Below are 25,927 nucleotides of genomic sequence, written 5' to 3'. Positions count from 1 at the left end.
GGCTTTACGGCTCCTTCACCGGCGTCTCGGCGACGCCGTCGGTCTGCGCCGCGCGGAACGCCTCCAGACGCGCCGCCAGGGCCTCGTCGGAGAGAGCGAGCACGGCGGCGGCGAGCAGAGCGGCGTTGACGGCTCCGGCCTTGCCGATCGCAAGCGTGCCGACCGGAACGCCGGCGGGCATCTGGACGATCGACAGCAGGCTGTCGAGGCCGGACAGCGTGTGGCTCTGGACGGGCACGCCGAACACCGGCAGCGGCGTCATCGCGGCGACCATCCCGGGAAGATGGGCTGCGCCGCCGGCGCCGGCGATCACGACCTTCACGCCGTCGGCCTTCGCGGCCTTTGCGAAGGCGACCAGCCGGTCGGGCGTGCGGTGGGCGGAGACGATGCGCGCCGCATGCGGCACGCCGAGCTTGGTCAGCGTGTCCGCGGCGTGGCTCATGGTCGCCCAGTCGGACTGGCTGCCCATGACGATGGCGACGGGCGTCGTCTCGGCGCGGTCGTCCGCGACCATCTCAGGCGTTCTCCGGAAGGGTCATGAGGTGAGGCCGACCATAGGCGCCGGGCCTGGCGGCCGCAAGCGGACCTCGAGAAATGGCTCGGGCGGAGACGATCCGAGGCGCTGGCGCCGGAACCGTCCCCGCCCGAAAGCGGCGTCCGCCGTCCTCTCCCGTCGCCGGGAGAGGACGATGCGGATCAGTCGTCGGACTCTTCGTTCCGCTTCTTGAGCGCGGCGCCGAGGATGTCGCCGAGGGAGGCGCCGGAGTCGGACGAGCCGTACTGCGCGACGGCCTCCTTCTCTTCGGCGATCTCGAGCGCCTTGATCGACACGTTGACCTTGTGGGCCTTCTTGTCGAACAGCGTGATGCGGGCGTCGAACTTCTCGCCGACGGCGAAGCGCTCGGGGCGCTGGTCGGCGCGGTCGCGGGCGAGATCAGCGCGGCGGATGAAGGCGCTGAGATCGCTGTCGGCGATCTTCACCTCGAGCCCGCCGTCCTTCACCTCGATCACCTCGCAGGTCACGACAGAGCCCTTGCGGATCTCGCCGCTGTCGACGAACGGATCGCCGCCGAGCTGCTTCACGCCGAGCGAGATGCGCTCCTTCTCGACGTCGACGTCGAGCACCTGCGCGCGGACGATGTCGCCCTTCTTGAAGTCCTCGATGACCTGCTCGCCCGGACGGTTCCAGTCGAGGTCGGACAGGTGGACCATGCCGTCGACGTCGCCGTCGAGCCCAAGGAACAGACCGAACTCGGTCTTGTTCTTGACCTCGCCCTCGACCTCGGAGCCGATGGGATGGTTCTCGACGAACTGCTCCCAGGGGTTCTGCATGATCTGCTTGAGGCCGAGCGAGATGCGGCGCTTCACCGGGTCGACCTCGAGCACCATCACGTCGACCTCCTGCGAGGTGGCGACGATCTTGCCCGGATGGACGTTCTTCTTGGTCCAGGACATCTCGGAGACGTGGATCAGGCCTTCGATGCCCGGCTCCAGCTCCACGAACGCGCCGTAGTCGGTGATGTTGGTGACGCGGCCGGTGAACTTGGCGTTCGCCGGATACTTCGCCTCGATGCCCTGCCACGGATCGGCCAGCAGCTGCTTCATGCCGAGCGAGATGCGGTGGGTCTCGTGGTTGATCTTGATGATCTTCACCTTCACCTGCTGCCCGATCTGGAGCAGTTCGGTCGGGTGATTGACGCGACGCCAGGCGATGTCGGTGACGTGCAGCAGGCCGTCGATGCCGCCGAGGTCCACGAACGCGCCGTAGTCGGTGATGTTCTTGACGACGCCCTCGATGACCTGGCCCTCTTCGAGGTTCTGGACCAGCTCCTGGCGCATCTCCGCGCGGCTCTCTTCGAGCACGGTGCGGCGCGACACGACGATGTTGCCGCGGCGGCGATCCATCTTCAGGATCTGGAACGGCTGGGGCGTGCCCATCAGCGGGCCGACGTCGCGCACCGGGCGGATGTCGACCTGGCTGCGCGGCAGGAAGGCGGTCGCGCCTTCGAGGTCAACGGTGAAGCCGCCCTTGACCTGATTGAAGATGACGCCTTCGACCTTCTGATTGTCGTTGAAGGCGACCTCGAGCTTGACCCAGCTCTCCTCGCGGCGCGCCTTGTCGCGCGACAGCACGGCTTCGCCGAGGGCGTTCTCGACGCGCTCGAGATAAACCTCGACGACGTCGCCCACCTTCAGCGGGTTCTCGCGGTTGTGGCCGAACTCCTTGACCGCGACGCGGCCCTCGGTCTTCAGGCCGACGTCGATGACGGCCATGTCCTTCTCGATCGCGGTGATCGTCCCCTGGACGACCGTACCTTCGGCGACGTCGTGCTTTTCGAAGGACTCTTCCAGCATCGCGGCGAAATCGTCGCGCGACGGGGCGGCAGCTACGGCAGTGGCGTTCATAAAGTCTCCTGCCCTCTCATGGGGCCTCAGGCGCCGGCGTTCGTGTTGACGAAAAGGCCATGGTCGCCGCCGTCCGGTGCGCGCCTCCCTGGGGAAGCGGGCCGGCGCCGGGGACGCGGGACGCGACCATGGGCCTTGACCGGAAAAGTCTTGGCTTGAGCGGCTGGCGGACGGACGACATTCGGCCGAACCCGTCTCAGCGCATGCAAGCGAACCGCTTTACCGGACGCGGCTCGTTATCAGATCAGGGGCGAAGGCGCAACGCACGGGCGCGGCGTTCAGCCGCCAATGGCGCGCTGGGGGCGGCGGGTGCGCGCCTCGACGATCGCCACGGCTTCGGCGAAAGCCGCCTCCGCGTCGAGGTCCGTCGTGTCGAGCAGCACCGCGTCGTCGGCCGCCTTCAGCGGAGCGGCGGCGCGGTTGCGGTCGCGCGCGTCGCGGGCCTCGATGTCGGCGAGCACGGCGGCCTCGTCGACCGGCTCGCCCCGCGCGCCGAGTTCGAGCGCACGGCGGCGCGCCCTCTCCTGCGCGGAGGCGGTCACGAAGATCTTCACGTCCGCGTCGGGGCAGATCACCGTGCCGATGTCGCGGCCGTCGATCACCGCGCCGCGCGGCGTCGCGGCGAAGGCGCGCTGGAAGTCGAGCAGCGCCGCGCGCACCTCCGGGTGGACCGAGACGATCGAGGCCCCCTCCCCCGCGTGGCGGCCGCGCAGCGCCGGGTCGTCGAGGTGCTTCGGCTCGATCCCGCGGGCGACCGCGAGCGCCGCCGCGGCGTCGCCGAGATCTTCGCCGCGGATCAGCAGCCGCTGCGCGACCGCGCGATAGAGCAGTCCGGAATCGAGATGCGGCAGCCCGTAATGCCGCGCGATGCGGCGCGCCAGCGTGCCCTTGCCGGAGGCCGCCGGCCCGTCGATCGCGACGATCATGCGTCGGCGCCTCTCATGCTGCGTCGCCCATGTCGATGTCGGCGCCGAGCCCGCGCATCAGCGGCCCGAACGCAGGAAAGCTCGTGGCGATCATCGCGCCGTCGTCGATCGCGACCGGCGCCTCCGCCCCCAGGCCGAGCACGAGGAAGCTCATCGCGATGCGGTGGTCAAGATGGGTCTTCACCGGCGCGCCGCCGCCCGGCGCCCCGCCGCGACCGACCACGATCAGGTCGTCGCCCTCGATTCTCGCCTCGACGCCGGATCGCACGAGCCCGTCATGCACCGCAGCGAGCCGGTCGCTCTCCTTGACCCTCAGTTCATGCAGCCCGCGCATCCGCGTCTCGCCCTCGGCGAAGGCCGCCGCGACGGCGAGCACGGGATACTCGTCGATCATCGAGGGCGCCCTCTCGGGCGGCACGTCGACGCCGACGAGCGGCCCCGCCCGCACGACGAGATCGGAGATCTCCTCCCCGCCCTCTTCGCGGATATTCGTCAGCGTCACGTCGGCGCCCATCTCCTTGAGGGTGGTCAGCAGCCCGGTCCGCAGCGGGTTGGTCATGACGCTGTCGAGCGTCACCTCCGACCCTGCCGCGATCAGCGCCGCGACCAGCGGAAAGGCGGCGGAGGACGGGTCGGCGGGGATCGAAAGGGAGGCGGGCCTCAGTTCGGGCTGGCCGACCAGTCGGATCGTCCGTCCATGCGCGCCGAACGGTTCCACCGTCACGTCCGCGCCGAACGCCCTCAGCATCTTTTCGGTGTGGTCGCGCGTCGCCTCGCGCTCGATCACGGTGGTCGCCCCCGGCGCGTTCAACCCCGCGAGCAGGACCGCGGACTTCACCTGCGCCGACGGCACCGGCGTCTCGTAGGCGATCGGCAGCGTGCGCTCGGGCCCCTGCAGGGTGAGCGGCAGCCGGCCGCCCTCCGCCGACGACAGGACGCTCGCCCCCATCAGCGCGAGAGGATCGAGGATGCGGCGCATGGGGCGGGAGCGCAGCGAGGCGTCGCCGTCGAAGGTCGCCGTGATCGGATGACCGCCCACGACGCCCATCATCAGCCGCGAGCCGGTGCCGGCGTTGCCGAAGTCGAGCGTCTCCGCAGGGCGCTTCAGGCCGCCGACGCCGACGCCGCGGACCCGCCAGCGTCCTTCGCCCAGCCGCTCGATCTCGGCGCCGAGCGCCCGGCAGGCGCGGGCGGTCGCCAGCACGTCCTCGCCCTCGAGGAGCCCTTCGATTCGGGTCTCGCCGACGGCGAGCAGGCCGAAGATCAGCGCGCGGTGCGACATCGACTTGTCGCCGGGCGCGCGCACGCGACCCCGGAGCGGGCCGGATCTCCGCGCGCGGGCCGGGCGGCCGGGGCCGCCATGAGCGGACGGCGAAAGGACTGGGACGGCGGTCGACATGACGCGGACGGCGGGCTCCTGCTGTCGACGAGCCCTGCGCGCGAGCGGCGTCGTCGGGGCGCGGAAAAGGCGGGACGGCGGCGCCGAAGTCCGCTGCAGGCGGCCGGCGCGGACGCATTGGCTCTTGACAGCCGGGCGCCTCCACGTCAATCCGTCGCCTCGCTTCTCCACCTCGGAATGATCGAATTGGCCAAGCCCGAACTCGGCGTCAAGCGGACCTGCCAGGCCTGCGGCGCGAAATATTACGACCTGATGCGCGACCCGATCGTGTGCCCGAAATGCGGGGCGACCTTCGTGGCGACCGTCATTCTGTCGAGCGCCGCGGCCGCCCGCGCCGCCAAGGCCGACGCCGCGCGCGCCCGCAAGGCGGCGGCCGAGGAAGAAGACGACGTCGAAGAGAAGGTCGAGGTCGACGAAGACGTCGAGGCGATCTCGCTCGAGGACGCCGACGAGGAAGTCGCGCCGGAGAAGTCGGTGGTCCGCGTCGTGCGGCCCGACGCCGACGAGGACGAAGACGACGTGGTCGTGGATGACGACGACGACGATGATGACGACGCCGATGAGACGTTTCTCGAGCCGGACGAGGATTCCGACGACGACGTGACGGACATCATCGGCGACCGCGAGAAAGACGACGACACTTGAACCCACGGCGGAATCGTGGTTCTAGCATGCGCCGCGCCGGCCCAGAGTCGGCCGGCCGCTTCGCCTGACGGCGAAGCCGACGTCCGGTCCGACGGCCTTCCCAACGCCGCCTTCGGACCGCACCCCCGGTGGGGCCATAGCTCAGTTGGGAGAGCGCTTGAATGGCATTCAAGAGGTCGGCGGTTCGATTCCGCCTGGCTCCACCAAACACTTTCCGCGAACTCGGTATTTGACCTGCCGCACGGATTGTTACGCTGTGTCCGTGACTTAGCGGGCGGACTGAGCGGCTTTTCCGTCTCTGGCTGACGTTGGACGGCGTAATAGGCCGCGAAACGGCCCCCGTCTCCGCTCTCAAGATGCCATGTCGTACGGGCTCGCGATGTGCTCGCGGAGCGCCGTCTGGGCCGGCCGCGCGAAGAAGCTGATCGATAGCGTGAGAGAAGAATCGTCGAGCGTCAGCTTGCCAGCTGCTCGACCCCGATCATCCGCCATTGCGCCGACCAGAGCATCGGGGCCTCGGCGAGCGCTTTGGCAGAAACGCCACGAGGCAGCCGGCCCTCGGCGATCGCCTTCACGAGGTCCGGAGCGATGAAGGCGTAGTCGATCATTCGCTCGACGTGCCGCCGGCTGCAGCCATGCCGTTCGGCGAACTGATCGAGGTCGACGGATCGTCCACGCTCGAGCTCTGCGACGCACCGCCTGCCGAGCGCGATCCACCTCAGCAGAACGGCGCGAGCCTCCGCCTTCATCGGAAGCGCGGATGCGTCGTTCAGGCCGAGGATGCTTCTGGCGCTCGATCGCCGGGAATGCGAGACGCGAATCACATCGCCGTCAGTCAGGATGAGTTCGACGCCGCCCGTGGAGAGGATCGCCCGGTCCAGATGCGCGGCGATGAGCGTCCGGTCGTCATCATCGCCGCCCAGCTTTGAGCGAAGCGCATCGATCACGCCGATCTCGATCTCCGGCGCGGAGATGCGCTTCACCGATCCCGAATCGCCCCCTGCCCTGCGCGACGACGCTGGAGACATAATAGCGATAGCGGACGCCCTTTTTGTTGGTGACGCTCGGTGTCATCGGGTTGCCGCGGTCGTCGAACAGCCGGCCAAGGAGCAGCGCGCCAGAGGTCGACCGCTTCGTGCGGACGCCGTTGCGGTTCTCCGCGATCTTGGCGGCCACGGCGTCGAACAGCTCTGGCGCCACGATCGCCGGATGCTCGCCCGGATAGCTCAGTCCCTTGTGGTTGATCTCGCCGAGATAGACGCGGTTCGCCAGCAGATAGGCGAGCGGCCCGTTGGTCAGCGGAACTCCGCCGGTGGCCCCGCCGGATGCGAGAGTCCGCGCGCGAGTGACGACGCCTCGCTCTCGCAGTTCCTTCTGCAGGGCCGACAGTGATCCCAGCGCGAGATAGCGCTCGAAAATCTGTCGGACGATCGGGGCCTCCTGTTCATCCACGACCAGCTTCTTGGCTTCGACGCGATAGCCCAGCGGCACGACGCCGCCGACCCACATGCCGCGCTTCTTCGACGCCGCGATCTTGTCCCTTATGCGCTCGCCCGTCACCTCGCGTTCGAACTGCGCGATGGACATGCGAACTTCTCCTTTGCGACTTGCGGCGATCGGCCGTCACTGACGCAACGCAGACGATCGTTTGCTGCGAAGCGTGGGCCCCTTTGCAGCCGGCGGTGCGCCGAATGGCGATATCTCAGCAACCTGGAGCCGCTTCCAACCCGCAGATGCGGCCCACAAAATCGAGGAAGGCGCGCACCTTCGCCGGCGTCTGACGCCGGGAGGGATAGAAGGCATAAAGCGGAGAGCGCTCGTCGACCCAATCCGTCAGTACCTGAGTAAGACGCCCATCGCGAAGCCACGGTGCAAGACCCGATCTAAGCTCTGAAAGAGGCCGGCTCCGGGCGGCCTAAGCTGGCGCGGTTCCTGAAACGTCGCGTCAGGCGCTCGCTGAACCTGACGGCCCGGTGAGGGAACCAAGCGCACTCGGGGCAGAGCTTACGGGCGACACGCAGGACCGGGCCGGGGAAAGCACGCCGCGGTGATCAGGCGTCATATGGCCCTCTGCAGCTTGGCCTGTTCCGACAGCAGCCGCGCGAACAGGGGAGCACCGACGGCTTTTCCGTAGCGGTAGCCTTGGCCTTGCTCGCAACCCAGCAACAGGAGCATGGCTTCCTGTTCTTTGGGCGCGATGGATCATACCCTCTCTGAGGCATCAAATCCGCAAGAGCGCATCGCGTCCACGGCATCCGCCGCACGGAACGGAAACTGCGGGGGTGATCGCCGCAAGCGAGCCTGGCACGAGGCGCTCGTGGCGTTGGGCTACGTCCCGCAGAAGGTGCGGTAGCCTGGCCCGGCCGGCGGCAATCCGTAAAACATTGGATCGCTTGGTCCGTCCTCGAAGGGCTTCATCAACGCCTCAAGGACTTGTTCGAAGACGAGGAAATCCTGCCGATCCACGGCAGCCTCGATGGCCGCCTCGACGAGATGGTTGCGGGGGACCAGCGCGGGATTGACGCGTCGCATCGCGGCTCCACGCGCGGCGGCCTCCCGGCCTTCGACATGGAGCCGGGCGCGCCAGCGGACCGCCCATTCGTCATAGGAGCGCGGATCATCGAACAGAACACGCAGCTCCGCGTCCGCCCGATCATCCTGGGCCGCTGCGCAGAGGCCCCGGAACGTCAGTGTGAAGTCCGCGCGGTTCGCCGACATTCGGTCCAGCAGGTCCTGGGCCAGTCCAAGGTCATCGTCACGCATGTCCGCAAGCCCGAGCTTGGCTCTCACGCCGGCGACATAGGCGTCTTTGAACGCCCGCGGGAATTTCCCGATCTCGTCTTGCGCGATCGTCACGGCCGCCTCCCCGTCTCCCGCCAGGAGAGGCAGCAGAGACTCGGCGAGGCGCGTCAGGTTCCAGTGCGCGATCGCCGGCTGATTGCCATAGGCGTAGCGGCCGTGCGCGTCGATCGAGCTGAAGACCGTCGCCGGATCATAGGCGTCCATGAAGGCGCATGGCCCGTAGTCAATGGTCTCGCCCGCGATCGACATGTTGTCGGTGTTCATGACGCCGTGGATGAAGCCGACCAGCAGCCATTGCGACACGACGCCCGCTTGGCGCCCGATGATCTGCTCCAGCAGCGCCCGGTAAGGTTCGGCGGCGCCGGCCGCCTCCGGATAGTGCCGCGCGATCACGTGATCGGCGAGCGCCCGCAGGTTCTCGACCTCGCCGCGCGCCGCGAAAAACTGGAACGTGCCGACCCGGATGTGGCTTTTCGCGACGCGCGCGAGCACCGCGCCCGGCAGCGCCCGCTCACGAAACACCGTCTCGCCGGTCGTGACCGCCGCGAGCGCGCGCGTCGTCGGAACGCCGAGCGCCGCCATCGCCTCGCTCACGAGATATTCCCGCAGTACCGGGCCAAGCGCGGCGCGGCCGTCGCCGTTCCGCGAGAACGGCGTGCGACCGGACCCCTTCAACTGCAGGTCGCGCCGCGCGCCGTCGCGGCCGATCACCTCGCCAAGCAGGATCGCCCTGCCGTCCCCGAGCCGCGGCACGAAATGGCCGAATTGGTGACCGGCATAGGCTGTGGCGATCGGCTCCGCGCCCCGCGGCACGACGTTGCCTGCGAGCGCCGCGATCCCCTCGGGCGTGGCGAGCGTGTCTGGATCGATCCGGAGCTCCTCCGCAAGCGCGCGGTTCAGCTTGACGAGTTGGGGGCGCGGCGCCGGAGCGGGCAGAACTCTTGCATAAAACGAGCTCGGCAGCCGCACGTAGCTGTTGTCGAACGGGATTGCAGCGGTCATCGGCGCTTTCAGAGTGGTCGGACACCTTAGGTGGGCCGGGAAGGCTGTTCCGGAAAGTGCGCCGTCTTCGGAATGCGCGGTTATGGTCCTCCGAGCTCTCGGGGCCGTGACCAGAGGGCCCTTTCGTCCGGTCCGTCATCAGCCGAAGCCGGGCTCGCATCCTGCACGCAGCACATGCGCGTTCCGAGGGCTGAGCGTGATCGTTCGCCCCGGCTCCGCGCAGCATGACCGTCGGTGACCCGCTGCAGACCTCAATCGAGTCCGCTTTGAGGTGTTCTGTTCATGGCGCGAAGCGGCGGACACGGCTTAAAAGTTTCGGGCGCATGGCGGGGCTGCGCGAGCTTGCAGATCTCGCCTGTCAGCATCCTGAAGAACACCGCGGCCGTGGCTTTCTTATTGCAATGATGTCTATCGAGCTAACCGAGGCGTCATCCACCCAATGGAACGCCTTCGCGTCCTAGTATCGGAGTTGGATTTCTCCGCCTACGAAATGGACAGTCTTGCCCGACCCGGTCTCGCGAAGGAATCGGCCGGGCTCGAACAGGGCGTAGGACGTCTCGAGCGTGACGTTTGGCGTCGCCTCCCACCCCAGGACGACCTCGCCCTGCGTCCCCACATAGCGCGCGCGGCTGCCGGCAGAGGGGCGGACGAGGTTTCCGGGATTGCCGTAGACGCCATCCTCGAGCGACTGCCGCCAATAGAAGACGGCCGCGCCCGACAGCGACCAGCCACTGCCGAGCGACACACCGATAACCGGGTGCAGATTGACGAGGTTCGCCGGGCCGATCAGCCCGATCTCGCCGAAATATTTGCCCTTGGGGAACAGCGCGTTGAACGTGCCGAGACGCCCGCCGGGCTCTCCGTCGCCGCTGATGGCGTTGGCCCTGAGCTCGGCGAAGGGCCGCAGCGGGACGCCCGGGAAGGTGTAGCGCGTTTCGGTCGCGACCGACCATGCAAGGATTCCTTCGCGCCCGAAGGAGCCGAGCTGGAGCATCGCCTCGTGGTTCCAACTCCACCCGTCGAGCGAGCCGAAGAAGCGCGTCCCGAATGTGTGCCGGCGCTCATCCGCAACGCCGCTGTCGAAGCGCGCGTCATCCCGGCCATAGCCAATCCAGTAAAGATCGAGGCCTGACTTCGGGCCGATTTCCGGCAGGGCCCGGGTGGCGTAGAGGCCGAAAGCTTTGCGGCTGCGGTCCGAGCGATCGTTGAAGTCGCCCAGCTCATTGGCGACCGGCCGGTACGCGAAGGCGTCCGCGGTCCACCCGCCGATCTCGAGCCGCGCCCGCGCGCCGTCGAAGGAGAGCGGCACGTTCGGCCCGAAGCGCAGCCCGATGAGCCGCTCGGAGCCATAGGCGACCATCTGCCGGCCCCCACGGATCGACAGTTCGCCCGTTACGATCGGCGCGCTCGCCTCCGCGAAGCCTTGCAGCAGTTCGACGCCGGTCTCGTCGACCGGCCCCTCGGTGAGCGCGCTGCGGTCAGCCCAGGCACCAAGAATCTGGCCGAAGACGCGGATGTTCGGCCCAAGATGCAGATCCGCATACGGCATGACGCGCGACCAGCCATAGGTCTCGTTGGGCTTGGGGCTGTCGAAGTTGTGGGCGTAGCGCTCGAATCTAAGGCGCAGATCCGTACCGAGCGTCAGGTAGCTCTTCCCTGCGGCGTCGAGCGGAATGAACTTGAACGGCTCCCAAGCGGCGCCCGTGCGGTTGGCGGGATCGCGGAGGGCGCTCCAGTCCTCGTCCGCCCGATTGTTTGAGAAGGACGGCTGTTCAGCGACCGCCGCGCCAGCCGTGGCGGTAGCGAGAAGGGAAATGGCGGCCATTCTGAGGTGGCGGAGCATTTTGCCGTCAGCCGCGACCAGCCGTCTTCAGGTCAAGTCCGAGCAGGTGGCGGACCACCGGCGCGTCGGGCCCGGCATGAAAGCGGCGGGTTGCCTGCTGCAGATCCGCGTCGGCGTGGGAGACGCGCTTGTGCTGGCGCAGGTGCTCGGCCCAGCTCTCGACCATGAACCATTCGACGATGCGTTCCGGGTCGCTTGCGTCTTCCGTCACCCCGGACGCGAAGGCCCCGTCGCGTCGCCGTTCTTCGGCGAGCGGCGCGATGGCGTCGAGGAAGGCGGCGCGGTCCTCGCGGCGCACGCGGTACTCGATCTGGATCATCACCGGGCCGCGATCATGCTCCACGGGGTCCGCGGTGAGCGGCTCGGGCCAGTGGTTGGAGGGCGTAAGGTCGGTCTCGCCTTTCGGAAGCGCGCGGCGCCTCAGCAGGAGGCCCGCCACGGCGAGGCAGGCGCTTGCGACCAGCAGGGTCGCGGCGACGCCGAGATGATGCGCGACGAGGCCCCACAGCAGGCTGCCGCCGGTCATCGCGCCGTTGAAAACGGTAAGGTAGACGGCGAGTCCGCGGCCTCGAACCCAGTTCGGCAGGATCGCCTGAGCTGCGCCGTTCAGCGTCGTCAGCGCAACGATCCACGCGACGCCGAGAAGAAGGAGGCCGGCGAGCGCCACCGGCTTCGGCGGCGCAAAGGACAGGCCCGCCATCACGAGCGCGGCGACGATCGCGGCGAACAGCAGAAGGCCGTCGGTTCCGAGCCGCGCGCGCAACCTCGGCATGACCAGCGCGCCAAGGATCGCGCCGAGCCCGACCGCCCCTAGAAGCAGGCCGTAGAAGCTCGCCGTGCCGCTGAGCAGGTCGCGGGCGACGAGCGGAAGCAGAGCCCAGACGGCGCTCGCGCAGGCGAAGAACACGCCCGCATGGAACAGCACGCGGTGCAGCTCGCGGCTTGCTTTGGCGTAGCGCAGTCCGGCCCGGAAGGCGCCCGAGAAGCGCTCGGCCAGCGCGTCATCGGCCGCCTTCGGCCGCTGCCACCAGACAAGAGCTGCGATGACGATCAGGTAGGACGCGACGTCGACGCCGTAAGTCGCAGCCGCTCCAACAGCGCCGAGCAGAAGACCGCCGGCGGCGGGACCGATGGAGCGGGCGATGTTGATGCCGAGCGAGTTCAGCGCGACCGCGTCGCGTAGCTCGCTTCTCGGAACGAGCTCTGGCACGATCGACTGCCAGGTCGGCCCCATCAGGGCGGCGCCGACGCCGCCGACGAAGGTCAGCGCGACGAGCGAATAGACCGTCAGCCCCCCGGTAGCGGCGAGGGCTGCGAGCGTCAGGCTGGTGAGGCCGAGCAGCACCTGAATGGCGATGAGGAGCTTGCGGCGGTCGAGGATGTCGGACAGCACGCCCGCGGGGATCGCCAACAGGAAGATCGGCAGGGTGGCGGCGGCCTGCACCATCGCGACCGCGGCGGGCGACGTGGCGAGGTCCGTCACGAGCCATGCGCTCGCGACGTCCCGCATGAACGAGCCCACATTGCCGACCACGGTCGCGGCCCAGAGCACGGCGAACAGCGGCCGGCGCAGCGGCGCGAAGGCGCTTGGGGCGGGATCGGTCTGGGTCATGTCCGATGCATCTCGTGCGTTGACCGGCCGCCATCCGCGGCTGACGCGCATGGCGGCCGGCGCGTCCTGCAGCGTCAGCTCTGGAGGAAGGCGAGCAGGTCGGCGTTGAGCACGTCCGCGTTGACCGTCAGCATGCCGTGGGAGAAGCCCGGATAGGTCTTCAGCGAGCCGTTCTTCAGCAGCTTGACCGACAGATGAGCGCTGTTGTCGATCGGCACGATCTGATCGTCCTCACCGTGCATCACGAGCGTCGGAACCGAGATAGCCTTCAGGTCCTCGGTCTGGTCGGTCTCCGAGAAGGCCTTGATCCCGTCGTAATGCGCTTTGGCGGATCCCATCATCCCCTGCCGCCACCAGTTCCAGATCGTGCCCTGATGGATCGTCGCTCCGGGCCGATTGAAGCCGTAAAACGGGCCGGTGGGCACGTCGAGGAAGAACTGCGCACGGTTGTCCGCAAGCGCCTTGCGGAACCCGTCAAAAACCTCGATCGGCAGCCCGTTGGGATAGGCCGAGGTTTTGACCATGATCGGCGGTATGGCGCTGACCAGCACGGCCTTGGCGACCCTGCCCTGCGGCTCGCCGTGCTTGGCCACATAGCGGGCCACCTCGCCGCCGCCCGTCGAATGACCAATGTGTATGGCGTTCTTCAGATCGAGGTGCTGAACGACGGCCGCGGCGTCCGCCGCGTAGTTGTCGATCGTATGGCCGTCCGAAACCTGCGAGGACCGGCCGTGGCCGCGCCTGTCATGAGCGACGACGCGAAACCCTTTGGACACGAAGAACAGCATCTGCGCGTCCCAGTCGTCCGACGACAAAGGCCAGCCATGATGAAACACGATCGGCTGAGCGTCTTTCGGTCCCCAGTCCTTGAAGAATATCTCTACGCCATCGTTGGTTTTCACAAATTCGCTCGTCATGAGATCGTCTCCGCGGGTGGATGTTCTGGGGCTGGTTTGATTGGAGTTCGCTGACGTCGGGAGCGCGACAAACGTCGCGGCGCCCGCGGCCGCAACGATGACGGCCCGTCTTGTCGGGCCGACGCACTCGGGCGGCGGAAGATGTGTCACGCGCGTCATCCTTTTGGGTGCTGCCGTGACGTCCACTGGTGCTTTCCGCCCGACGACCATGAAGCTTCGTTCGCCTAGACTGCCCAGCAAGCGCAGCCGAGCGCGCCCCAGAAGGCCTTGAGATCGGCGACAGGGAGTTTGTCGGACGCCGCGCGGGCGTGCTCGTGGCCATGTACGCCGCAGGCGTTGGCGCAGCCGCAGGGGACCGCCTGGAGGCGCAACGCATCGTGTTTTTTCACCTCGGCCCTCCAAGCCCCGTAGCCTCCGAAGGCGCGCACTGGCGACCAGTCCGGCATGGCGGGCGGAACCTCGGTGTCGTCAAGCTTTTGAAAGTCAGCCTTGGCGAAGACGACCTTGCCGCCTACCACCGTAAGGTCTGAGGTGATGGACGAGATCTCGTCGGGCGCGCAGGTGAAGAAGTCGCGATCCGGCACGATAAGGTCGGCCAGCATGCCGGGCGCGATCCGACCCTTCTTGCCGTCCTCGTTCGAGAACCAGGTGACGTTCTCGGTCCACATGCGGAGCGCCGTCTCGCGATCGAGACGAGCGCGCGAGGGATAGAGTTGGAGGCCGCCGACGGTGCGGCCGGTGACGAGCCACGACAGCGAGACCCAAGGATTGTAGGAGGCGACGCGGGTGGCGTCGGTGCCGGCTGAGACCTTCACGCCCTTCTCGAGCATCCGCGCGAAGGGCGGCGTCTCCTCCGCTGCGCCCGCGCCGTAGCGCTCGACGAAATATTCGCCCTGATAGGCCATGCGGTGCTGCACCGCGACGCCGCCGCCAAGCGCCGCCACGCGGTCGATCGAGCGCTCCGAGATCGTCTCGGCGTGGTCGAAGAACCAGTTGAGGCCCTTGAGCGGGATCTCCTGGTCGACCTTCTCAAAGACGTCAAGCGCACGGGAGATGGTCTCGTCATAGGTGGCGTGCAGTCGCCAAGGCCAGCGGTTCTCTGCAAGCACCCGCACCACGCCCTCGAGGTCGCCCTCCATCTCGGACGGCATGTCGGGCCTCGGTTCGCGAAAATCTTCGAAGTCCGCAGCCGAAAACACCAGCATTTCGCCGGCGCCGTTGTGGCGGAAATAGTCGTCGCCCTGCTTGTACTTGGACGTCGCGGTCCAGTTGAGGAAGTCCTCGCGCTCGGCCTTCGGCTTCTGCGTGAAGAGGTTGTAGGCGAGCCTGATGGTGAGCTGCCCCTCGTCGGCGAGCTTCTGCACAACGGCGTAGTCGTCCGGGTAGTTCTGGAAGCCGCCGCCGGCGTCGATGGCTCCGGTGACGCCGAGCCGATTCAGGTCGCGCATGAAGTGGCGCGTGGAGTTGACCTGATATTCGAAGGGCAGCTTGGGGCCCTTCGACAGCGTCGAATAGAGAATGCCGGCGTTGGGTTTGGCGAGAAGGAGGCCGGTCGGTTCGCCCTTGGCGTCCCGGGTGATCTCGCCGCCCGGCGGGTTCGGCGTGTCCTTCGTGTAGCCCACCGCCCGCAGCGCCGCGCCGTTCAGCAGCGCGCGGTCGTAGAGATGAAGGATGAACACCGGCGTCTCGGGGGCGACCTGGTTGAGCTCGTCGATCGTGGGGAGGCGCTTCTCGGAAAACTGGTTCTCGGTGAAGCCGCCGACGACGCGCACCCATTGCGGCGGCGGGGTGATCTCCACCTGGCGACGCAGCATCTCCATGGCCTGGCCGAGCGACGGCACGCCGTCCCACCGAAGCTCCATGTTGAAGTTCAGCCCGCCGCGGATGATGTGCAGGTGGTTGTCGATCAGCCCCGGCAGCACGCGCCGGCCTTTCAAGTCGACGATCCTGGTCTCGGGTCCGCGATGGATCATGACCTCGTTCTCGCGGCCGACGGCGAGGAAGCGGCCGTCTGTGATCGCGACGGCCTCGGCGGTCGGATTGCTGCGGTCGAGGGTCGTGAACAGGCCCTTGATGAAGATCAGGTCGGCGCTCATGGCGTCTGTCCTTTGGCTGTCGGCGCGCGCGCCTGAAGGCAGCGCCGCGGCGAGCGCGGCTGCGGCCGCCGCGAGCGTCGTTTCCCGCCGGGTTGGGCTCATGAGCGAGGATCCTTCCGCTCGGGCTTCGCCGCGTCGTTCAAAGCTGCATGCCGGCCCGGGAGCGCGCCGAAGAGATGCGGCGCGCACTTCGCTTGCGCCCATGCGGCGGCGGGGTTCAGGCCGGCCAGCATCTGCCTGCCCATCGGCACGATCTGCTCGCCCACGAGGATGCCGAGCAGCCCGACCAACGCCACCACCGGCGGCGCCGGCGAACGAATCTGCAGCAGGCTGTAGATGACGCCGACGAGGAGGCCGGCGCCTGCAGCCGCAAGGTACATCTTCATGGGAGCCGCTCCCGCTCGGACCGTCAGTGGCCGCCTTCGGAGGCGCCGAACATGGTCTTTGCGTAAGTCACGCCGAGGCCGTACGCGCCGCCGTACTGCTTCGCGAGCCCGGTCGTGAACTCGTAGGTCTCGGAGCGGGCCCAGTCGCGCTGCAGTTCGAGCACGTATTGCAGCGACGTCATCGGGCGCACGCCGGCCTGGATCATGCGCTCCATGGCGCGCTCATGCGCCTCGTCCGAGACGTCGCCGCAAGCGTCGGCGATCGCGTAGCATTCGAACCCCTGGTCGAGCGCGGACAGCGTCGGACCGACGATGCACACCGACGTCCAGAGTCCGGCGAACACCAGCCGGTTCTTGCCGATCCGGTTGACCTCATCGATGACGGCCGCGTCCTCCCAAGTGTTCATCGACGTGCGGTCGAGCAGCTTCTGGCCGGGGAACGCGTCAGTGATCTCGGAGAACATCGGACCCGAGAAGCTCTTCTCCGCGACCGTCGTCAGGATGGTCGGCACGCCGAAGCCCTTGGCCGCGCGGCTGATCAGCGCCGCGTTGTTGCGCAGCGTTATGGCGTCGATCGATTTCGTGGCGAAGGACATCTGCGACTGAAAGTCGATCAGAACCAACGCGTGGTCAGTGGGGGAGACAAGCAGCTTTCCGGGAGTGGGAGTGGCCGAGATGGGCATGGGAGAGGTCCTTGGGTGGCGTTGAGGGGTGACTGCCCTGCTCAGCTGGCGGACGGGCCGTCCCGACACGCGGAAACGCAGGAGGCGAGATCGTCTCGCGAGACCGGCTTCGCGAGAAAGAACATGACGCCGGCGTTCAAAGCCTGCTGACGGCTGGCGTCGGTCGGGTATGCGGTCATCATCGCGGTCGGGACAGCGACGCCGGACGCCACGAGATGGCGGTGAAGCTCGAGCCCGTTCATTCCGGGCATGCGGTGGTCCGCGATCAACAGCGCTGTCCTTCCCAGACCATCCGACGCAAGAAAGTCGGCGGCGCTGGCGAACGCCACGACGTCGTGACCCATCGAACGAAGCAGACCCGAAACGGCGTCCCGCGAGGCGTCGTCGTCGTCCACGACAGAGATCAGCAAAGCCACGCGCGTCACGCCTCGACCGCCGGCCGGTTCGTCTCCGGCGTGGAGAGGATCGGGCTGTCGAAGGAAAGCGGAGTCAGGAGGTTGGGATCAATTATACAGTGGCGCCGGGGAACCCAACCGCTGCAGCGGCGACGTCCGGAGCCGCGCAATGCGGTCGACCGTTACGTCGGCGCGCTCAGCCTGTCCCACATGCGAACCAGGTCGGGCAGCGTCCCGGCGTTCATCTTCCGCATGAGGTGGCCGCGATGAACCTTGACGGTGATCTCGCTCAACTGAAGATCCGCCGCGATCTGCTTGTTGAGCCGGCCGGCCGCGACCATGCCCATGATCTCGCGCTCGCGCTGCGTTAGGGCGTCGAAACGCTCCTCCAGCGCCTGCAGCTCAGCCGCCGTCGCCCGCCGGACTCGATCGATCTCGAGGGCGCGGTGAACGGCGTCGAGCAGATCCTGATGCCGGAAGGGCTTCGTTAGGAACTCGACCGCGCCGGCCTTCATCGCTGCGACCGACATCGGGATATCGCCATGGCCGCTGATGAAGACGATCGGCAGCCCGGCGCCGGCCAAGGCCAGCTCGCGCTGAAACTCGATGCCGCTCTGGCCCGGCAGCCGCACGTCGAGCACCAGGCAGGCGGACGCGACCGGCGGGTCGGCCAACACGAACGTCTTCGTCGACGCGAAGGTCCGCACGTCTTGTCCCACAGACTTCAGCAGGCTCTCGAGCGAGGCGCGGACCGCCGCGTCGTCGTCGATGACATAGACGACGGATCCAGGCTCCGTCATCGATCCGCCGGGCTCCGCGGCGTCGCGAGGTCGGCGACAGGGAGCGCGACGCTGAACACCGACCCGAACGGTTCATTGGGCACCGCCGATATCCGCCCGCCATGCGCCTCGACGATCGAGCGGCAGATCATCAGGCCCATGCCAAGCCCCGATGGCTTCGATGTGACGAACGGCTCGAACAGCCCTTCTGCATCCTTCGCGCCAAGCCCCTTGCCGGTGTCCGCCACCGAAAGCAGCACATCGCCGGACCCGTGCGCGGCCGTACGGATCATAAGCGTCGCCGGCCGATCCGCCACGTCGCTCATCGCCTCCAAAGCGTTTGCGGCCAGATTTGCCACCACCTGCCGGAGCTGGATGTCGTTCCCGACGACTTCGGGCGGATCCTCGGCGAGGTCCACCTGCACTACGGCGCCGCTGAGGCGCGCGTAACGACGGATTTCAGGCAGCACGCCGGTAACGATGTCGTTCATGTTCACGGCGACGCGCTCGCGTGCGTCCTTGCGGAACAGGGTTCGGACGCTCTCGATCACGTCGCCGGCCCGATGCCCCTCTGCGACGATGCGCGCGAGCGCCCCCCTGCATTCGTCCAGCTCCGGCTGCGCCCTGTCCAGCCACAGAAGACCTGCGTCGGCGTTCGTCACCATGCTGGCGAGCGGCTGATTGAGCTCATGCGCGATCGAAGCCGAGAGCGCCTCGAGGCTGGTCAGGCGCACCTCGTTGGCGCGCCGCTCCACGTCGAGGGAGCGCGCGAGATGGGCGTAGAGGGCGGTGGTTTCCCACAACATCTGCAACAGCACGATGCTGGCGGCCGCGAGGCCGAAACCCCGTCCCGCCCACCATCCAAGGCTCAGGCGCCCGGAACTGATGAAGGACAGGAGCACGATCTCGATCAGCAGCGCGAACAGGACGACGAGAAGCCAAAGATCAAGAACCGAACGGGGCCGGCGCAGCAACGCGACGCCTGCGGCGACATACAGCGCCACCGAGCCCCCGGCCACATAGTTCCAGAGGCTGGAGGCCTCCATTCGCCCCGCCATCAGCTTCGGCATGTCCTGATCGCGGGCGACGATGAGGGCTGTTGCGGCGATCACGACGACGCAGACGGCGACCGCTGTGCCTGCGATGGCCCTCCGGCTCGACCAGAACGGCAGGATCGGCTGGGGAAAAGGAGCGCCGCGGAGCAGCGCGTAGGCCAATACGAAGAGCGGGAAGCCGCACCGCCGGATCGCGGCGATCACCGCGGTGGTCTGTTCACCGGCGTCGAGAAGGCCGCGCTCGGCGAATACGCCCGGAAACGTCAGGACCCAAGGGACGGCGAGCAGGCCGACCACGAGATATCCGATCGCCAGAAACAGCACCCCAAGCGTCGGTTGGGCGGAGAAAACCGCGAGCAGAAGCACCGCCGTCAGCACGTCGTTGATGAAGATGGCTGCAGCGTAAGCCGGCAAGGCAGCCTCGGTGCCCAGCAACTGGACCCGCGCAAAAGGCAGCGCGGCTGCGAACGCCAGGAGCAGGACGGCCGCGATCGCCCAAGCGAGCCGGACCTGCGCGCGGGTCGGCCGCCGATCTGTCAGCAGACACTGCGACACCGCGATCCTGTCGGCGTCGAGAGGATGTCCAACTGCCGCAATCAATCGCGTCCCCGAGGTCGGAGGACAAGCGACGATATGGTGCCCATGCCGTGCGCCCCAGCTGAAGTCGACGGAAAGAGACCTACGGCGCCGGTCGGGATCAGCTCGTACTCGACATTCCCGCGAATTTCCGCGCACCGCCAGTCCGCACCCGCTAACCACAGTGCTTTAAGTGGTTGTGTCCTCCCATTGTCGGCGAAGGCCGGTGGCGGCGCCGATAGGAAGAAGGCTTCGGCCACGACGGCGGCCGCCAGAAGCGTGCCCACCCCGGCGCGCCCATAGCGAACGAACCGCTCGATGCTGGTGCGGTAGATGCTCATGTCCGAGAGGCCGCGGTCGTTTGATCCACCTAGGGCTCAGCCGGCCGCGAGAATGTGCTCGAGGTCCTTGAGCGCGGCCGCAGCAGTCGCGCCGGGCTCCGCTGCGTGGCTGGTCGCGACGATTTCGCCCATCGCGTCGGTGACGATCCGGATCGCCTTGGTCGTGCCCCGCACGAGCGCGAACGGGTCGGTCGCCGGATAGGTCCTGAGCTCAACGCCCGCACGGAGCGTTCCATCGGTCCACGCCACATGGGCGACGAGCCGCGGCGACAGTCCGGCCGCCCGCCACCCGTGGATGTCCGCCGGAGTGACGTGCTGGATGCCGCCGACCGACAGATCGGCCATGGTCAGGGACGCGCCTAGCCCGAAATTCAAAAGGATGAGCAGCTTGCTGGCCGCGTCCCAGCCCTCGACGTCGAGCCTCGGATCAAATTCGGCGAAGCCGGCGTCCTGCGCCCTGGTGAGCGCGTCCGCGAGATTGACGTCGCGGTCCATCATCTCGGTCAGGAGGTGGTTGCTGGTCGCGTTGAGGACGCCTTCGATCGACAGGATATGGCAGCCAGCCAGATTGTGCTGGATGAGATCGATCGTCGGCAACGCGGCCCCGGCGGCGCCGCTGATCTTGAGCCGTGCGCCGTGGCGAGCGGCAAGCGCCCTAAGGCCCGGCCCGTCGTGGACGAGCGCGCCCTTCGAGATCGCCACGACATGCAGGCCGGCGGACAGCGCGGCCTTCATGTAACCATAGCCCGGCCCGCCGGTGCGGAAGTCCGACGGACCGGCCTCGATCAGGACATGCGCCTGCGCAGTATCGAGAAAGTCGTCGCCCGCAGGGACGCCGGCGTCCCAGTCGCCCGGCGCGAGCCCATTCGGATCGACGGACGCCGTGCGCGAGCGTCGGACGCCCGTCAGCCTGATGTCCGCGCCGTAGCGCTCGGCGTAGCGGGCCCTGCGGGCGAGCATCAGGTCCGCGACGGCCCGGCCGACCCCGCCAAAGCCAGTGATTGCGACGTTCCAGCGTTTCACGCCAACATCCCCTCCTCACCAACGGCCGCCTTTGGATCAGGTGCTGATGACGTCGAGCGCCTCGGCGTTGAAGCGGTCGGCGTCGACCTGCGCGAGCCCATGGCCCCCCTCGTAGACCTTGAGCGTCGCCCCTCGGACCAGCTCCGCGGCCTTGACCGCCGACGCCTTGATCGGAACGATCTGGTCGTCGTCGCCGTGGATGATCAAAGCAGGCTTGTCATCGCCTTACCTTGCCAAAGCCGGCGATTGCGACGTTCCGGCGTTTCGCCGAAGGCTCCCTGGTTGACCGAAAGCGCCTTGCGCCTCACGACATCGCCGGCGCGGATGGCGCCGGCTCCTCCGGCAGCGGAATGAACTCCGCGTCGTCGGCGTCGGGCAGTTTCATCCGTCCCGCCTTCCAGTCCGCCGCCGCCTGCGCGAGCCGGTCCTTCGATGAGGACACGAAGTTCCAGTGGATAAACCGCTCGCCGATGGGCTCGCCGCCAAGGACCATCACCGCAGAGCGTTCCAAGGCCCGCACGCGCGAAGCGGCCGAGCCGAGCACCAGCATCTTGCCCGCGTCGTAGCGTGGGCCGTCCAACTCCACAGCTCCGGTCGCGACATAGACCGCGCGCTCGGCATATCCGCCCGGGATCTCCGCGGTCGCGCCCGGCTCCATGTCGAGATGGGCATAGAACAACGGCGAATGCGTCTCGGCGCCGGCGGTCAGGCCATAGGCGCTGCCGGCGATGAGCTGACCGTGGACGCCCACGTCGCTCCATTGCGGCAGATCGCTTCCGGCATGATGCGAGAAGGACGGGGCGATCTCCTCGTGCTCGGTCGGAAGCGCCACCCAGGCCTGGATGCCGTGAAGATGGTCGCCTTGCATCCGCGCGCGCTCGAAACGCTCGCTGTGAGTGATGCCGCGCCCTGCGGTCATCCAGTTCACCTCCTGAGGCCGGATCGCTTGTTCCGAGCCAAGGCTGTCGCGATGCATCACCTCGCCGGAAAACAGGTAAGTGACGGTCGAGAGGCCGATATGGGGATGCGGGCGGACGTCAAGGTTGCGATCGACGCCGGGCGCGAGATCGAGCGGACCCATGTGGTCGAAGAAGATGAAGGGGCCGACCATCCGCCGCTTTGCGAACGGCAGCACACGGCCGACTTCGATTCCGCCGCCGAGGTTTCGCCGGCGCTGTTCGATGACCAGCTCGATCATTGTGTTCCTCCTGCTTCTTCGACGTCGAACATCGAGACCCCTGCCGGGGACCGCCGGCGCCTCGTCTTGCAACACGTCCCCGTGCTCGGCCAGTCTGCCGCCTGCGATCCCGAAGAGATCAACCACCACCTGCGGCGCGTCGGACCAGCCGCGGATGCGGCCATGGATGGCGACCAGATCGCCCTCGGCGACGATGAGGCCTAGTTCGTAATGGACGTCCTTCGACAGCCGGAAGCCGTCGGCGACGCCCGACCGGCGCGGTGGCGACGAGCGGCTAAAAGACCCGTCATCTCGCTTCGGTCAGCGCACGGCTTTCGTCGGGACCGGGGTGTTGAGCAACTGCTGCTCCCACAGGAAGGCGATGCCGGTCGCGCCGGCGTGCTGCTTCAGCACCTCTCCCACCGCAGGGACCGTTTCCGTTCGGGCCCAGTCCCGCTGCCACTCGGCCATCACCGCCAGCCACGTCATCATGTTCACGCCCGCCGCGATCATGCGCTGGATCGCCACCTGATGAGCCTCGACCGAGATGCCGCCCGAGGCGTCGGTGACCACCGTCGTGTCCCATCCTTCGCCGATAGCCTGGATCGCGGGCATCGCCACGCAGACTTCGGTCCAGAGGCCCGCGATGATGAGCTGCTTGCGGCCCGTCGCCTTGACCACGTCAACGACTTTCTGGTCCTCCCACGTGTTGACGAAGGTGCGGTCGATCACCTCCTGGCCGGGGAACACGTCGGTGATCTGCGGAAAAAGGAGCCCGCCCTGAGCCGCGATGACGCTGGTCAAAATGACGGGGACGTCGAACGCCTTGGCGGCCTTCGCCAGAGCAACCGTATTGTTGATCACCATCTGCGGATCGTGGCTATTCAGGTTCGTCAGCTGGAAAGGCTGGTGGTCAATCAGGACGACGACGGAGTCTTCAGGACGAAGAAGCGAAGCAAGGCCGTTACGAAAAGTCACGATGACATCCTCTGCTGCCGATGCGGGTTATCTGCTGGCGCCTACGGCGTTTGCGCCGCCGCCTTGATCGGCACCTTGTCAGTTCCACTTTCTGCGCGGTAGCTCGACTTCGCGCTAAACTGTGTTGCTGAAGGGGGAACGCCAAATGGACGTCGAAGACCTCCGGACATTCGTGGAAGTGGCCGATGCCGGGGGCGTGACGCCCGCCGCACGACGGCTCGGCGTCTCGAAGTCGATCGTCAGCCGGCGGCTCGTTCGGCTCGAGGCGGAGCTCGGCGTTCAGCTTCTGGCGCGTACCACCCGCGGCGCCGCTCTCACGGAGGCCGGCGTCACGTTCCGCGACCACGCGGCCAGGGTCTGCGACGAGATCGATGTGGCGAAGGAAACGATCCTGCCAGCCGGCGAGCTTCGCGGGCGCTTGCGCATTTCCGCGCCGCTGTCGTTCGGGCCGACCCACTTTGCTCCGGTGATCGCGGAAATGGGGCGACTTCATCCCCAACTCCACATCAACAGCTCCTACAGCGACCGCTTCGTCGATCTCATCAGCGAGGGGTTCGATTGCGCTATCCGGGTCGGCAACCTCCAGCCCTCCAGGCTCATCGCAAAGCGCATCGGACCGATGCACGGCCACCTCGTCGCGAGCCCGGACTACATCGAGGCGCACGGTTCACCGGAGACGCCGGAGGAACTCACCCGGCATCAGGCCGTCATGCAGGGCACGGAGGCGTGGCGGCTAATGGACGGCGACCAGATCGTCACGGTGAACCCAAACGGGCGCTTCAAGGCGGACAACGGCGTGGCGCTAGTCTCAGCCGCCGCGGCGGGCCTGGGCGTCGCCGCGCTGCCCGAGTGCCTCGTCGAGGAGCATCTGCGCACCGGCGCGCTCGTTCGCGTCATGACGCGTTATCCGGTGGCCGAAGCCGGCATCTACGTCGTGCGGCCGCCTGGCCTGCACCCAGCGCGGAAGGTGCGTGTTCTCACCGAACTGCTGACCGCGTATTTCGGGCAGCCCCCTCATCTGGCTCAAGAGGTCGCAACATCGACGACGGCGCGCAGCCACATCTCGACCACCCGAACGCAAAGGCGGTCAAAGATTTAAGATCAGGCCAGCGCGGACGAGGCGAGGAAAAGGTCGCGTCTCTCGCCGAGGCGCTCGGTGTCGGGCATCGGATCTTCGCCCTCGACGACGTTGACGCAGTGCGACGGGGACTTGAGGGGATGGACGCGGTCCTAAACTGCGCGGGCCCGTTCGCGCGGACCCGCGAGGCCGCTCTTGGAGGCCTGCATCGCCCTCGGAGCCCACTATCTCGACATCACCGCGGAGTTCCGCGTCTACGAACTCGCCGAGAAGCTCTCAGACCAGGCTGCCGCCCAGGGTGTCATGCTCCTGCCCGGCGTCGGCTGGGACGTCGCCCCGAGCGATTGCCTCGTCCTTCACGTCGCGGGGAAGGTCCGGGAGCCAGTGCGCCTACGCGTCGCGCTGCAGGTCGCGGGGACGATGTCGCGCGGCTCGGCGGCGAGCGCCGGGGAAATCGTCGCCGTGGGACTGCGTGTGCGCACCGACGGCAAGATTGTCTCCGCCCCGGCGGCGCAGCCGGCCACGTTCGACTTCGGCGACGGTCCCGTCGACTGCGCGCCGCTGTCCTTTGGCGACCTCGTAACCGCATGGCGATCGACGGGCATCCCGAACATCGAGATGTTCGTGCACGTCGCCGGGATGGCGTTCCCGGAAGGCGACCTCTCGGCCCTGCCGGACGGACCGACCGCCGAGGAGCGAGCTGCCCACCGCGCCGAAGGTCGTGGCGGAAGTCACCGGAGCAGACGGCTCGACCGCACGCGCCCTGATCGACACCGTGAACGGCTACTCCTACACACCGCTCGCCGCGGTCGAGGCCGCACGCCGCATTCTCGAGGGGGCGGGTCGGCCTGGCTTCCAGACCCCGGCGACCCTGTTCGGAGCCGTGTTTGCCTCCTCGATCTCCGACACCGCCATCATCGACCTATGATGTTGTACGCGTGACCGGCGGGCTAATGGCCGCGCTGGGGCCGGAAGACGGCGCTACCGGTAGTAGCGCGGCCGAGACCGAGGGACGTGCTCCGAGGGTCCAAGCGACCCGATAGATGGGCCAATGATCTGTTCGCCATCGCGGCCCGCCCGGATCGACTCGCCCATGAGCAAGAGCGAGGACGTCCGACGCGTCGGACGCGTCACATCCTCGACCGATCGACCGGCGCGACGTGGTGGCGGAGATCTCCCAACATCCGCGCTTTCACCAGCCGATGCGCGAAACGCCACTCGCCATCGTGCTTCTCGAAGCGATCGAGGTAGCGGCCCGTGCAGATCGGCTGTAGCGGGAACCCGTCCAGCTCCTGGTGGACCGTGAAGTAGGAAGCGGACGTGGCTTTCTCGCCCGACGGATCGAGGTCGATGAGCACGTTCGACACCGAGTGCCAGGTCCGGGGCGTTACGTCCCCATGGCGTTTGACGCCGTTCACGAGGTACTGCTCGATGGCCTCTCGGGTCTCGGCGAATTCGCCCAAGACCTCCAGCGTCGCGTGCTTCAGGAGCTCAGCCGTCTCCGCGAACTTCCCGTCGTCGAGACTGTGGACGTATGACGCGAGCAGGCGGTTGATCGCGCTCTCGGCCTCGAGCCTTGCAAGGGCGTCGGGTGCGGTGATGGTCGAATTCGTCGTCATCTGGTGTTCTTTCGAGGTCGTTCTTGCTCCTCAAGGGAGCGATGGCGTTGACCAGTGTTGGGCGGTCTGAACGGTGGCGTGGTGGCTGTCAGCGAGGGCTGTGGGCCCGGACAGCCCGCGGTGAGATAAGGCCCGCGAGGCCCGCGATCGCGACCGCGGTCGAAGGACGCTCGGCGTCGTTCGGGCCAC

At 67.6% G+C, this 25,927-nt stretch carries 27 protein-coding genes, 1 tRNA gene and 1 pseudogene; 6 read left to right on the top strand and 23 right to left on the bottom strand.

The annotated features are described in order from the left end of the window. Positions 1-4: 4 nt before the first annotated feature. From purE to aroA, 4 genes are all read right to left on the bottom strand, one after another. Positions 5-514 carry a 5-(carboxyamino)imidazole ribonucleotide mutase gene (gene purE / locus ACO2RJ_RS00260; protein WP_423266003.1) on the bottom strand — a complete coding sequence of 170 codons (510 nt, stop codon included), beginning with the start codon at positions 512-514 and terminating at the stop codon, positions 5-7. Positions 515-696: 182 nt separating this feature from the next. Continuing rightward, on the bottom strand, positions 697-2,406 hold the full coding sequence (gene rpsA, locus ACO2RJ_RS00255; protein ID WP_423266002.1) for a 30S ribosomal protein S1: 1,710 nt from the start codon (positions 2,404-2,406) through the stop codon (positions 697-699). A gap of 278 nt (positions 2,407-2,684) precedes the next feature. Next, positions 2,685-3,332, bottom strand: coding sequence for a (d)CMP kinase (cmk, locus tag ACO2RJ_RS00250; RefSeq protein WP_423266001.1), 648 nt, complete (start codon positions 3,330-3,332; stop codon positions 2,685-2,687). 13 nt (positions 3,333-3,345) lie between these two features. Continuing rightward, a complete protein-coding gene (aroA, locus tag ACO2RJ_RS00245; protein ID WP_423266000.1) occupies positions 3,346-4,731 on the bottom strand; it encodes a 3-phosphoshikimate 1-carboxyvinyltransferase in 1,386 nt (461 codons plus the stop codon). 177 nt (positions 4,732-4,908) lie between these two features. Between aroA and ACO2RJ_RS00240 the strand changes: the two genes are divergently transcribed. Next, entirely contained in the window at positions 4,909-5,376 is a 468-nt protein-coding gene (locus tag ACO2RJ_RS00240; protein ID WP_423265999.1) for a TIGR02300 family protein, read from the top strand. Between the two features lie 130 nt (positions 5,377-5,506). Further along, positions 5,507-5,582: transfer RNA gene (locus ACO2RJ_RS00235), tRNA-Ala, on the top strand. 249 nt (positions 5,583-5,831) lie between these two features. Here the strand turns inward: ACO2RJ_RS00235 and ACO2RJ_RS00230 are convergent. The 4 genes from ACO2RJ_RS00230 to ACO2RJ_RS00215 form a co-directional block, all read right to left on the bottom strand. Then, positions 5,832-6,323, bottom strand: coding sequence for a hypothetical protein (locus ACO2RJ_RS00230; RefSeq protein WP_423265998.1), 492 nt, complete (start codon positions 6,321-6,323; stop codon positions 5,832-5,834). Continuing rightward, positions 6,286-6,963, bottom strand: coding sequence for a recombinase family protein (locus ACO2RJ_RS00225; RefSeq protein WP_423265997.1), 678 nt, complete (start codon positions 6,961-6,963; stop codon positions 6,286-6,288). The genes ACO2RJ_RS00230 and ACO2RJ_RS00225 overlap by 38 nt, the downstream gene beginning before the upstream one ends. A 115-nt stretch (positions 6,964-7,078) precedes the next feature. Further along, positions 7,079-7,213, bottom strand: a complete 135-nt coding sequence (locus ACO2RJ_RS00220) for a hypothetical protein (RefSeq protein WP_423268879.1) — start codon at positions 7,211-7,213, stop codon at positions 7,079-7,081. Between the two features lie 491 nt (positions 7,214-7,704). Beyond that, the gene (locus tag ACO2RJ_RS00215) at positions 7,705-9,180 is read right to left on the bottom strand and encodes a protein adenylyltransferase SelO (protein ID WP_423265996.1); all 1,476 of its coding nucleotides are present in this window, start codon (positions 9,178-9,180) and stop codon (positions 7,705-7,707) included. Between the two features lie 224 nt (positions 9,181-9,404). On the opposite strand from ACO2RJ_RS00215, the gene ACO2RJ_RS00210 reads away from it, so the two are divergent. Continuing rightward, positions 9,405-9,641 (top strand): hypothetical protein, encoded by a 237-nt coding sequence (locus ACO2RJ_RS00210; RefSeq protein ID WP_423265995.1) that lies wholly within the window; start codon positions 9,405-9,407, stop codon positions 9,639-9,641. Here ACO2RJ_RS00210 and ACO2RJ_RS00205 read toward each other — a convergent pair. The 13 genes and pseudogenes from ACO2RJ_RS00205 to ACO2RJ_RS00145 form a co-directional block, all read right to left on the bottom strand. Next, the gene (locus ACO2RJ_RS00205; RefSeq protein WP_423265994.1) at positions 9,638-11,005 is read right to left on the bottom strand and encodes an alginate export family protein; all 1,368 of its coding nucleotides are present in this window, start codon (positions 11,003-11,005) and stop codon (positions 9,638-9,640) included. The two genes, ACO2RJ_RS00210 and ACO2RJ_RS00205, sit on opposite strands and share 4 nt — an antisense overlap. Before the next feature lie 25 nt (positions 11,006-11,030). After that, the gene (locus ACO2RJ_RS00200; RefSeq protein ID WP_423265993.1) at positions 11,031-12,635 is read right to left on the bottom strand and encodes an MFS transporter; all 1,605 of its coding nucleotides are present in this window, start codon (positions 12,633-12,635) and stop codon (positions 11,031-11,033) included. 74 nt (positions 12,636-12,709) lie between these two features. Continuing rightward, complete coding sequence (locus tag ACO2RJ_RS00195) at positions 12,710-13,552, bottom strand: alpha/beta fold hydrolase (RefSeq protein ID WP_423268878.1); 843 nt, start codon at positions 13,550-13,552, stop codon at positions 12,710-12,712. Positions 13,553-13,776: 224 nt separating this feature from the next. Then, positions 13,777-15,750, bottom strand: coding sequence for an amidohydrolase (locus tag ACO2RJ_RS00190; RefSeq protein ID WP_423265992.1), 1,974 nt, complete (start codon positions 15,748-15,750; stop codon positions 13,777-13,779). Further along, positions 15,747-16,034, bottom strand: a complete 288-nt coding sequence (locus ACO2RJ_RS00185) for a XapX domain-containing protein (RefSeq protein ID WP_423265991.1) — start codon at positions 16,032-16,034, stop codon at positions 15,747-15,749. Before ACO2RJ_RS00185 ends, ACO2RJ_RS00190 begins: the two co-directional genes overlap by 4 nt. 23 nt (positions 16,035-16,057) lie before the next feature. Beyond that, positions 16,058-16,711, bottom strand: a complete 654-nt coding sequence (locus tag ACO2RJ_RS00180; RefSeq protein WP_423268877.1) for a hydrolase — start codon at positions 16,709-16,711, stop codon at positions 16,058-16,060. A gap of 47 nt (positions 16,712-16,758) precedes the next feature. Then, positions 16,759-17,133 carry a response regulator transcription factor gene (locus tag ACO2RJ_RS00175; protein WP_423265990.1) on the bottom strand — a complete coding sequence of 125 codons (375 nt, stop codon included), beginning with the start codon at positions 17,131-17,133 and terminating at the stop codon, positions 16,759-16,761. Positions 17,134-17,294: 161 nt separating this feature from the next. Then, on the bottom strand, positions 17,295-17,912 hold the full coding sequence (locus tag ACO2RJ_RS00170; protein WP_423265989.1) for a response regulator transcription factor: 618 nt from the start codon (positions 17,910-17,912) through the stop codon (positions 17,295-17,297). After that, a complete protein-coding gene (locus ACO2RJ_RS00165) occupies positions 17,909-19,501 on the bottom strand; it encodes an MASE4 domain-containing protein (RefSeq protein ID WP_423265988.1) in 1,593 nt (530 codons plus the stop codon). The genes ACO2RJ_RS00170 and ACO2RJ_RS00165 overlap by 4 nt, the downstream gene beginning before the upstream one ends. Before the next feature lie 41 nt (positions 19,502-19,542). Then, positions 19,543-19,863, bottom strand: a complete 321-nt coding sequence (locus ACO2RJ_RS00160) for a hypothetical protein (protein WP_423265987.1) — start codon at positions 19,861-19,863, stop codon at positions 19,543-19,545. Between the two features lie 36 nt (positions 19,864-19,899). Next, positions 19,900-20,886, bottom strand: a complete 987-nt coding sequence (locus ACO2RJ_RS00155; RefSeq protein ID WP_423265986.1) for a homoserine dehydrogenase — start codon at positions 20,884-20,886, stop codon at positions 19,900-19,902. Positions 20,887-20,922: 36 nt separating this feature from the next. Next, positions 20,923-21,105, bottom strand: a pseudogene (locus ACO2RJ_RS00150) (alpha/beta fold hydrolase); the annotation flags it as partial. Between the two features lie 85 nt (positions 21,106-21,190). Then, positions 21,191-22,084 (bottom strand): pirin family protein, encoded by an 894-nt coding sequence (locus tag ACO2RJ_RS00145; RefSeq protein ID WP_423265985.1) that lies wholly within the window; start codon positions 22,082-22,084, stop codon positions 21,191-21,193. Positions 22,085-22,150: 66 nt separating this feature from the next. Here ACO2RJ_RS00145 and ACO2RJ_RS00140 point away from each other — a divergent pair, with 66 nt between their 5' ends. Continuing rightward, on the top strand, positions 22,151-22,288 hold the full coding sequence (locus tag ACO2RJ_RS00140) for a hypothetical protein (RefSeq protein ID WP_423265984.1): 138 nt from the start codon (positions 22,151-22,153) through the stop codon (positions 22,286-22,288). Between the two features lie 96 nt (positions 22,289-22,384). Here ACO2RJ_RS00140 and ACO2RJ_RS00135 read toward each other — a convergent pair whose 3' ends face one another. Then, positions 22,385-23,041 (bottom strand): hydrolase, encoded by a 657-nt coding sequence (locus ACO2RJ_RS00135; RefSeq protein WP_423265983.1) that lies wholly within the window; start codon positions 23,039-23,041, stop codon positions 22,385-22,387. 145 nt (positions 23,042-23,186) lie between these two features. Between ACO2RJ_RS00135 and ACO2RJ_RS00130 the strand changes: the two genes are divergently transcribed. Together ACO2RJ_RS00130 and ACO2RJ_RS00125 are read left to right on the top strand one after the other, a co-directional pair. Continuing rightward, positions 23,187-24,140: a LysR family transcriptional regulator gene (locus tag ACO2RJ_RS00130; RefSeq protein WP_423265982.1), complete on the top strand. Its 954-nt coding sequence runs from the start codon at positions 23,187-23,189 to the stop codon at positions 24,138-24,140. Between the two features lie 174 nt (positions 24,141-24,314). Continuing rightward, positions 24,315-25,061, top strand: a complete 747-nt coding sequence (locus ACO2RJ_RS00125) for a hypothetical protein (RefSeq protein ID WP_423265981.1) — start codon at positions 24,315-24,317, stop codon at positions 25,059-25,061. A gap of 188 nt (positions 25,062-25,249) precedes the next feature. On the opposite strand, the gene ACO2RJ_RS00120 is transcribed toward ACO2RJ_RS00125, so the two are convergent. Then, positions 25,250-25,738 carry a nuclear transport factor 2 family protein gene (locus ACO2RJ_RS00120; protein ID WP_423265980.1) on the bottom strand — a complete coding sequence of 163 codons (489 nt, stop codon included), beginning with the start codon at positions 25,736-25,738 and terminating at the stop codon, positions 25,250-25,252. Between the last annotated feature and the right edge of the window lie 189 nt (positions 25,739-25,927).

This window comes from Hansschlegelia sp. KR7-227 (genome assembly GCF_049446035.1).
GTDB lineage: Bacteria > Pseudomonadota > Alphaproteobacteria > Rhizobiales > Methylopilaceae > Methylopila.
The sequence above is the reverse complement of the archived record's forward strand: the minus strand, read 5'-3'. Positions and strand labels throughout refer to the sequence as shown.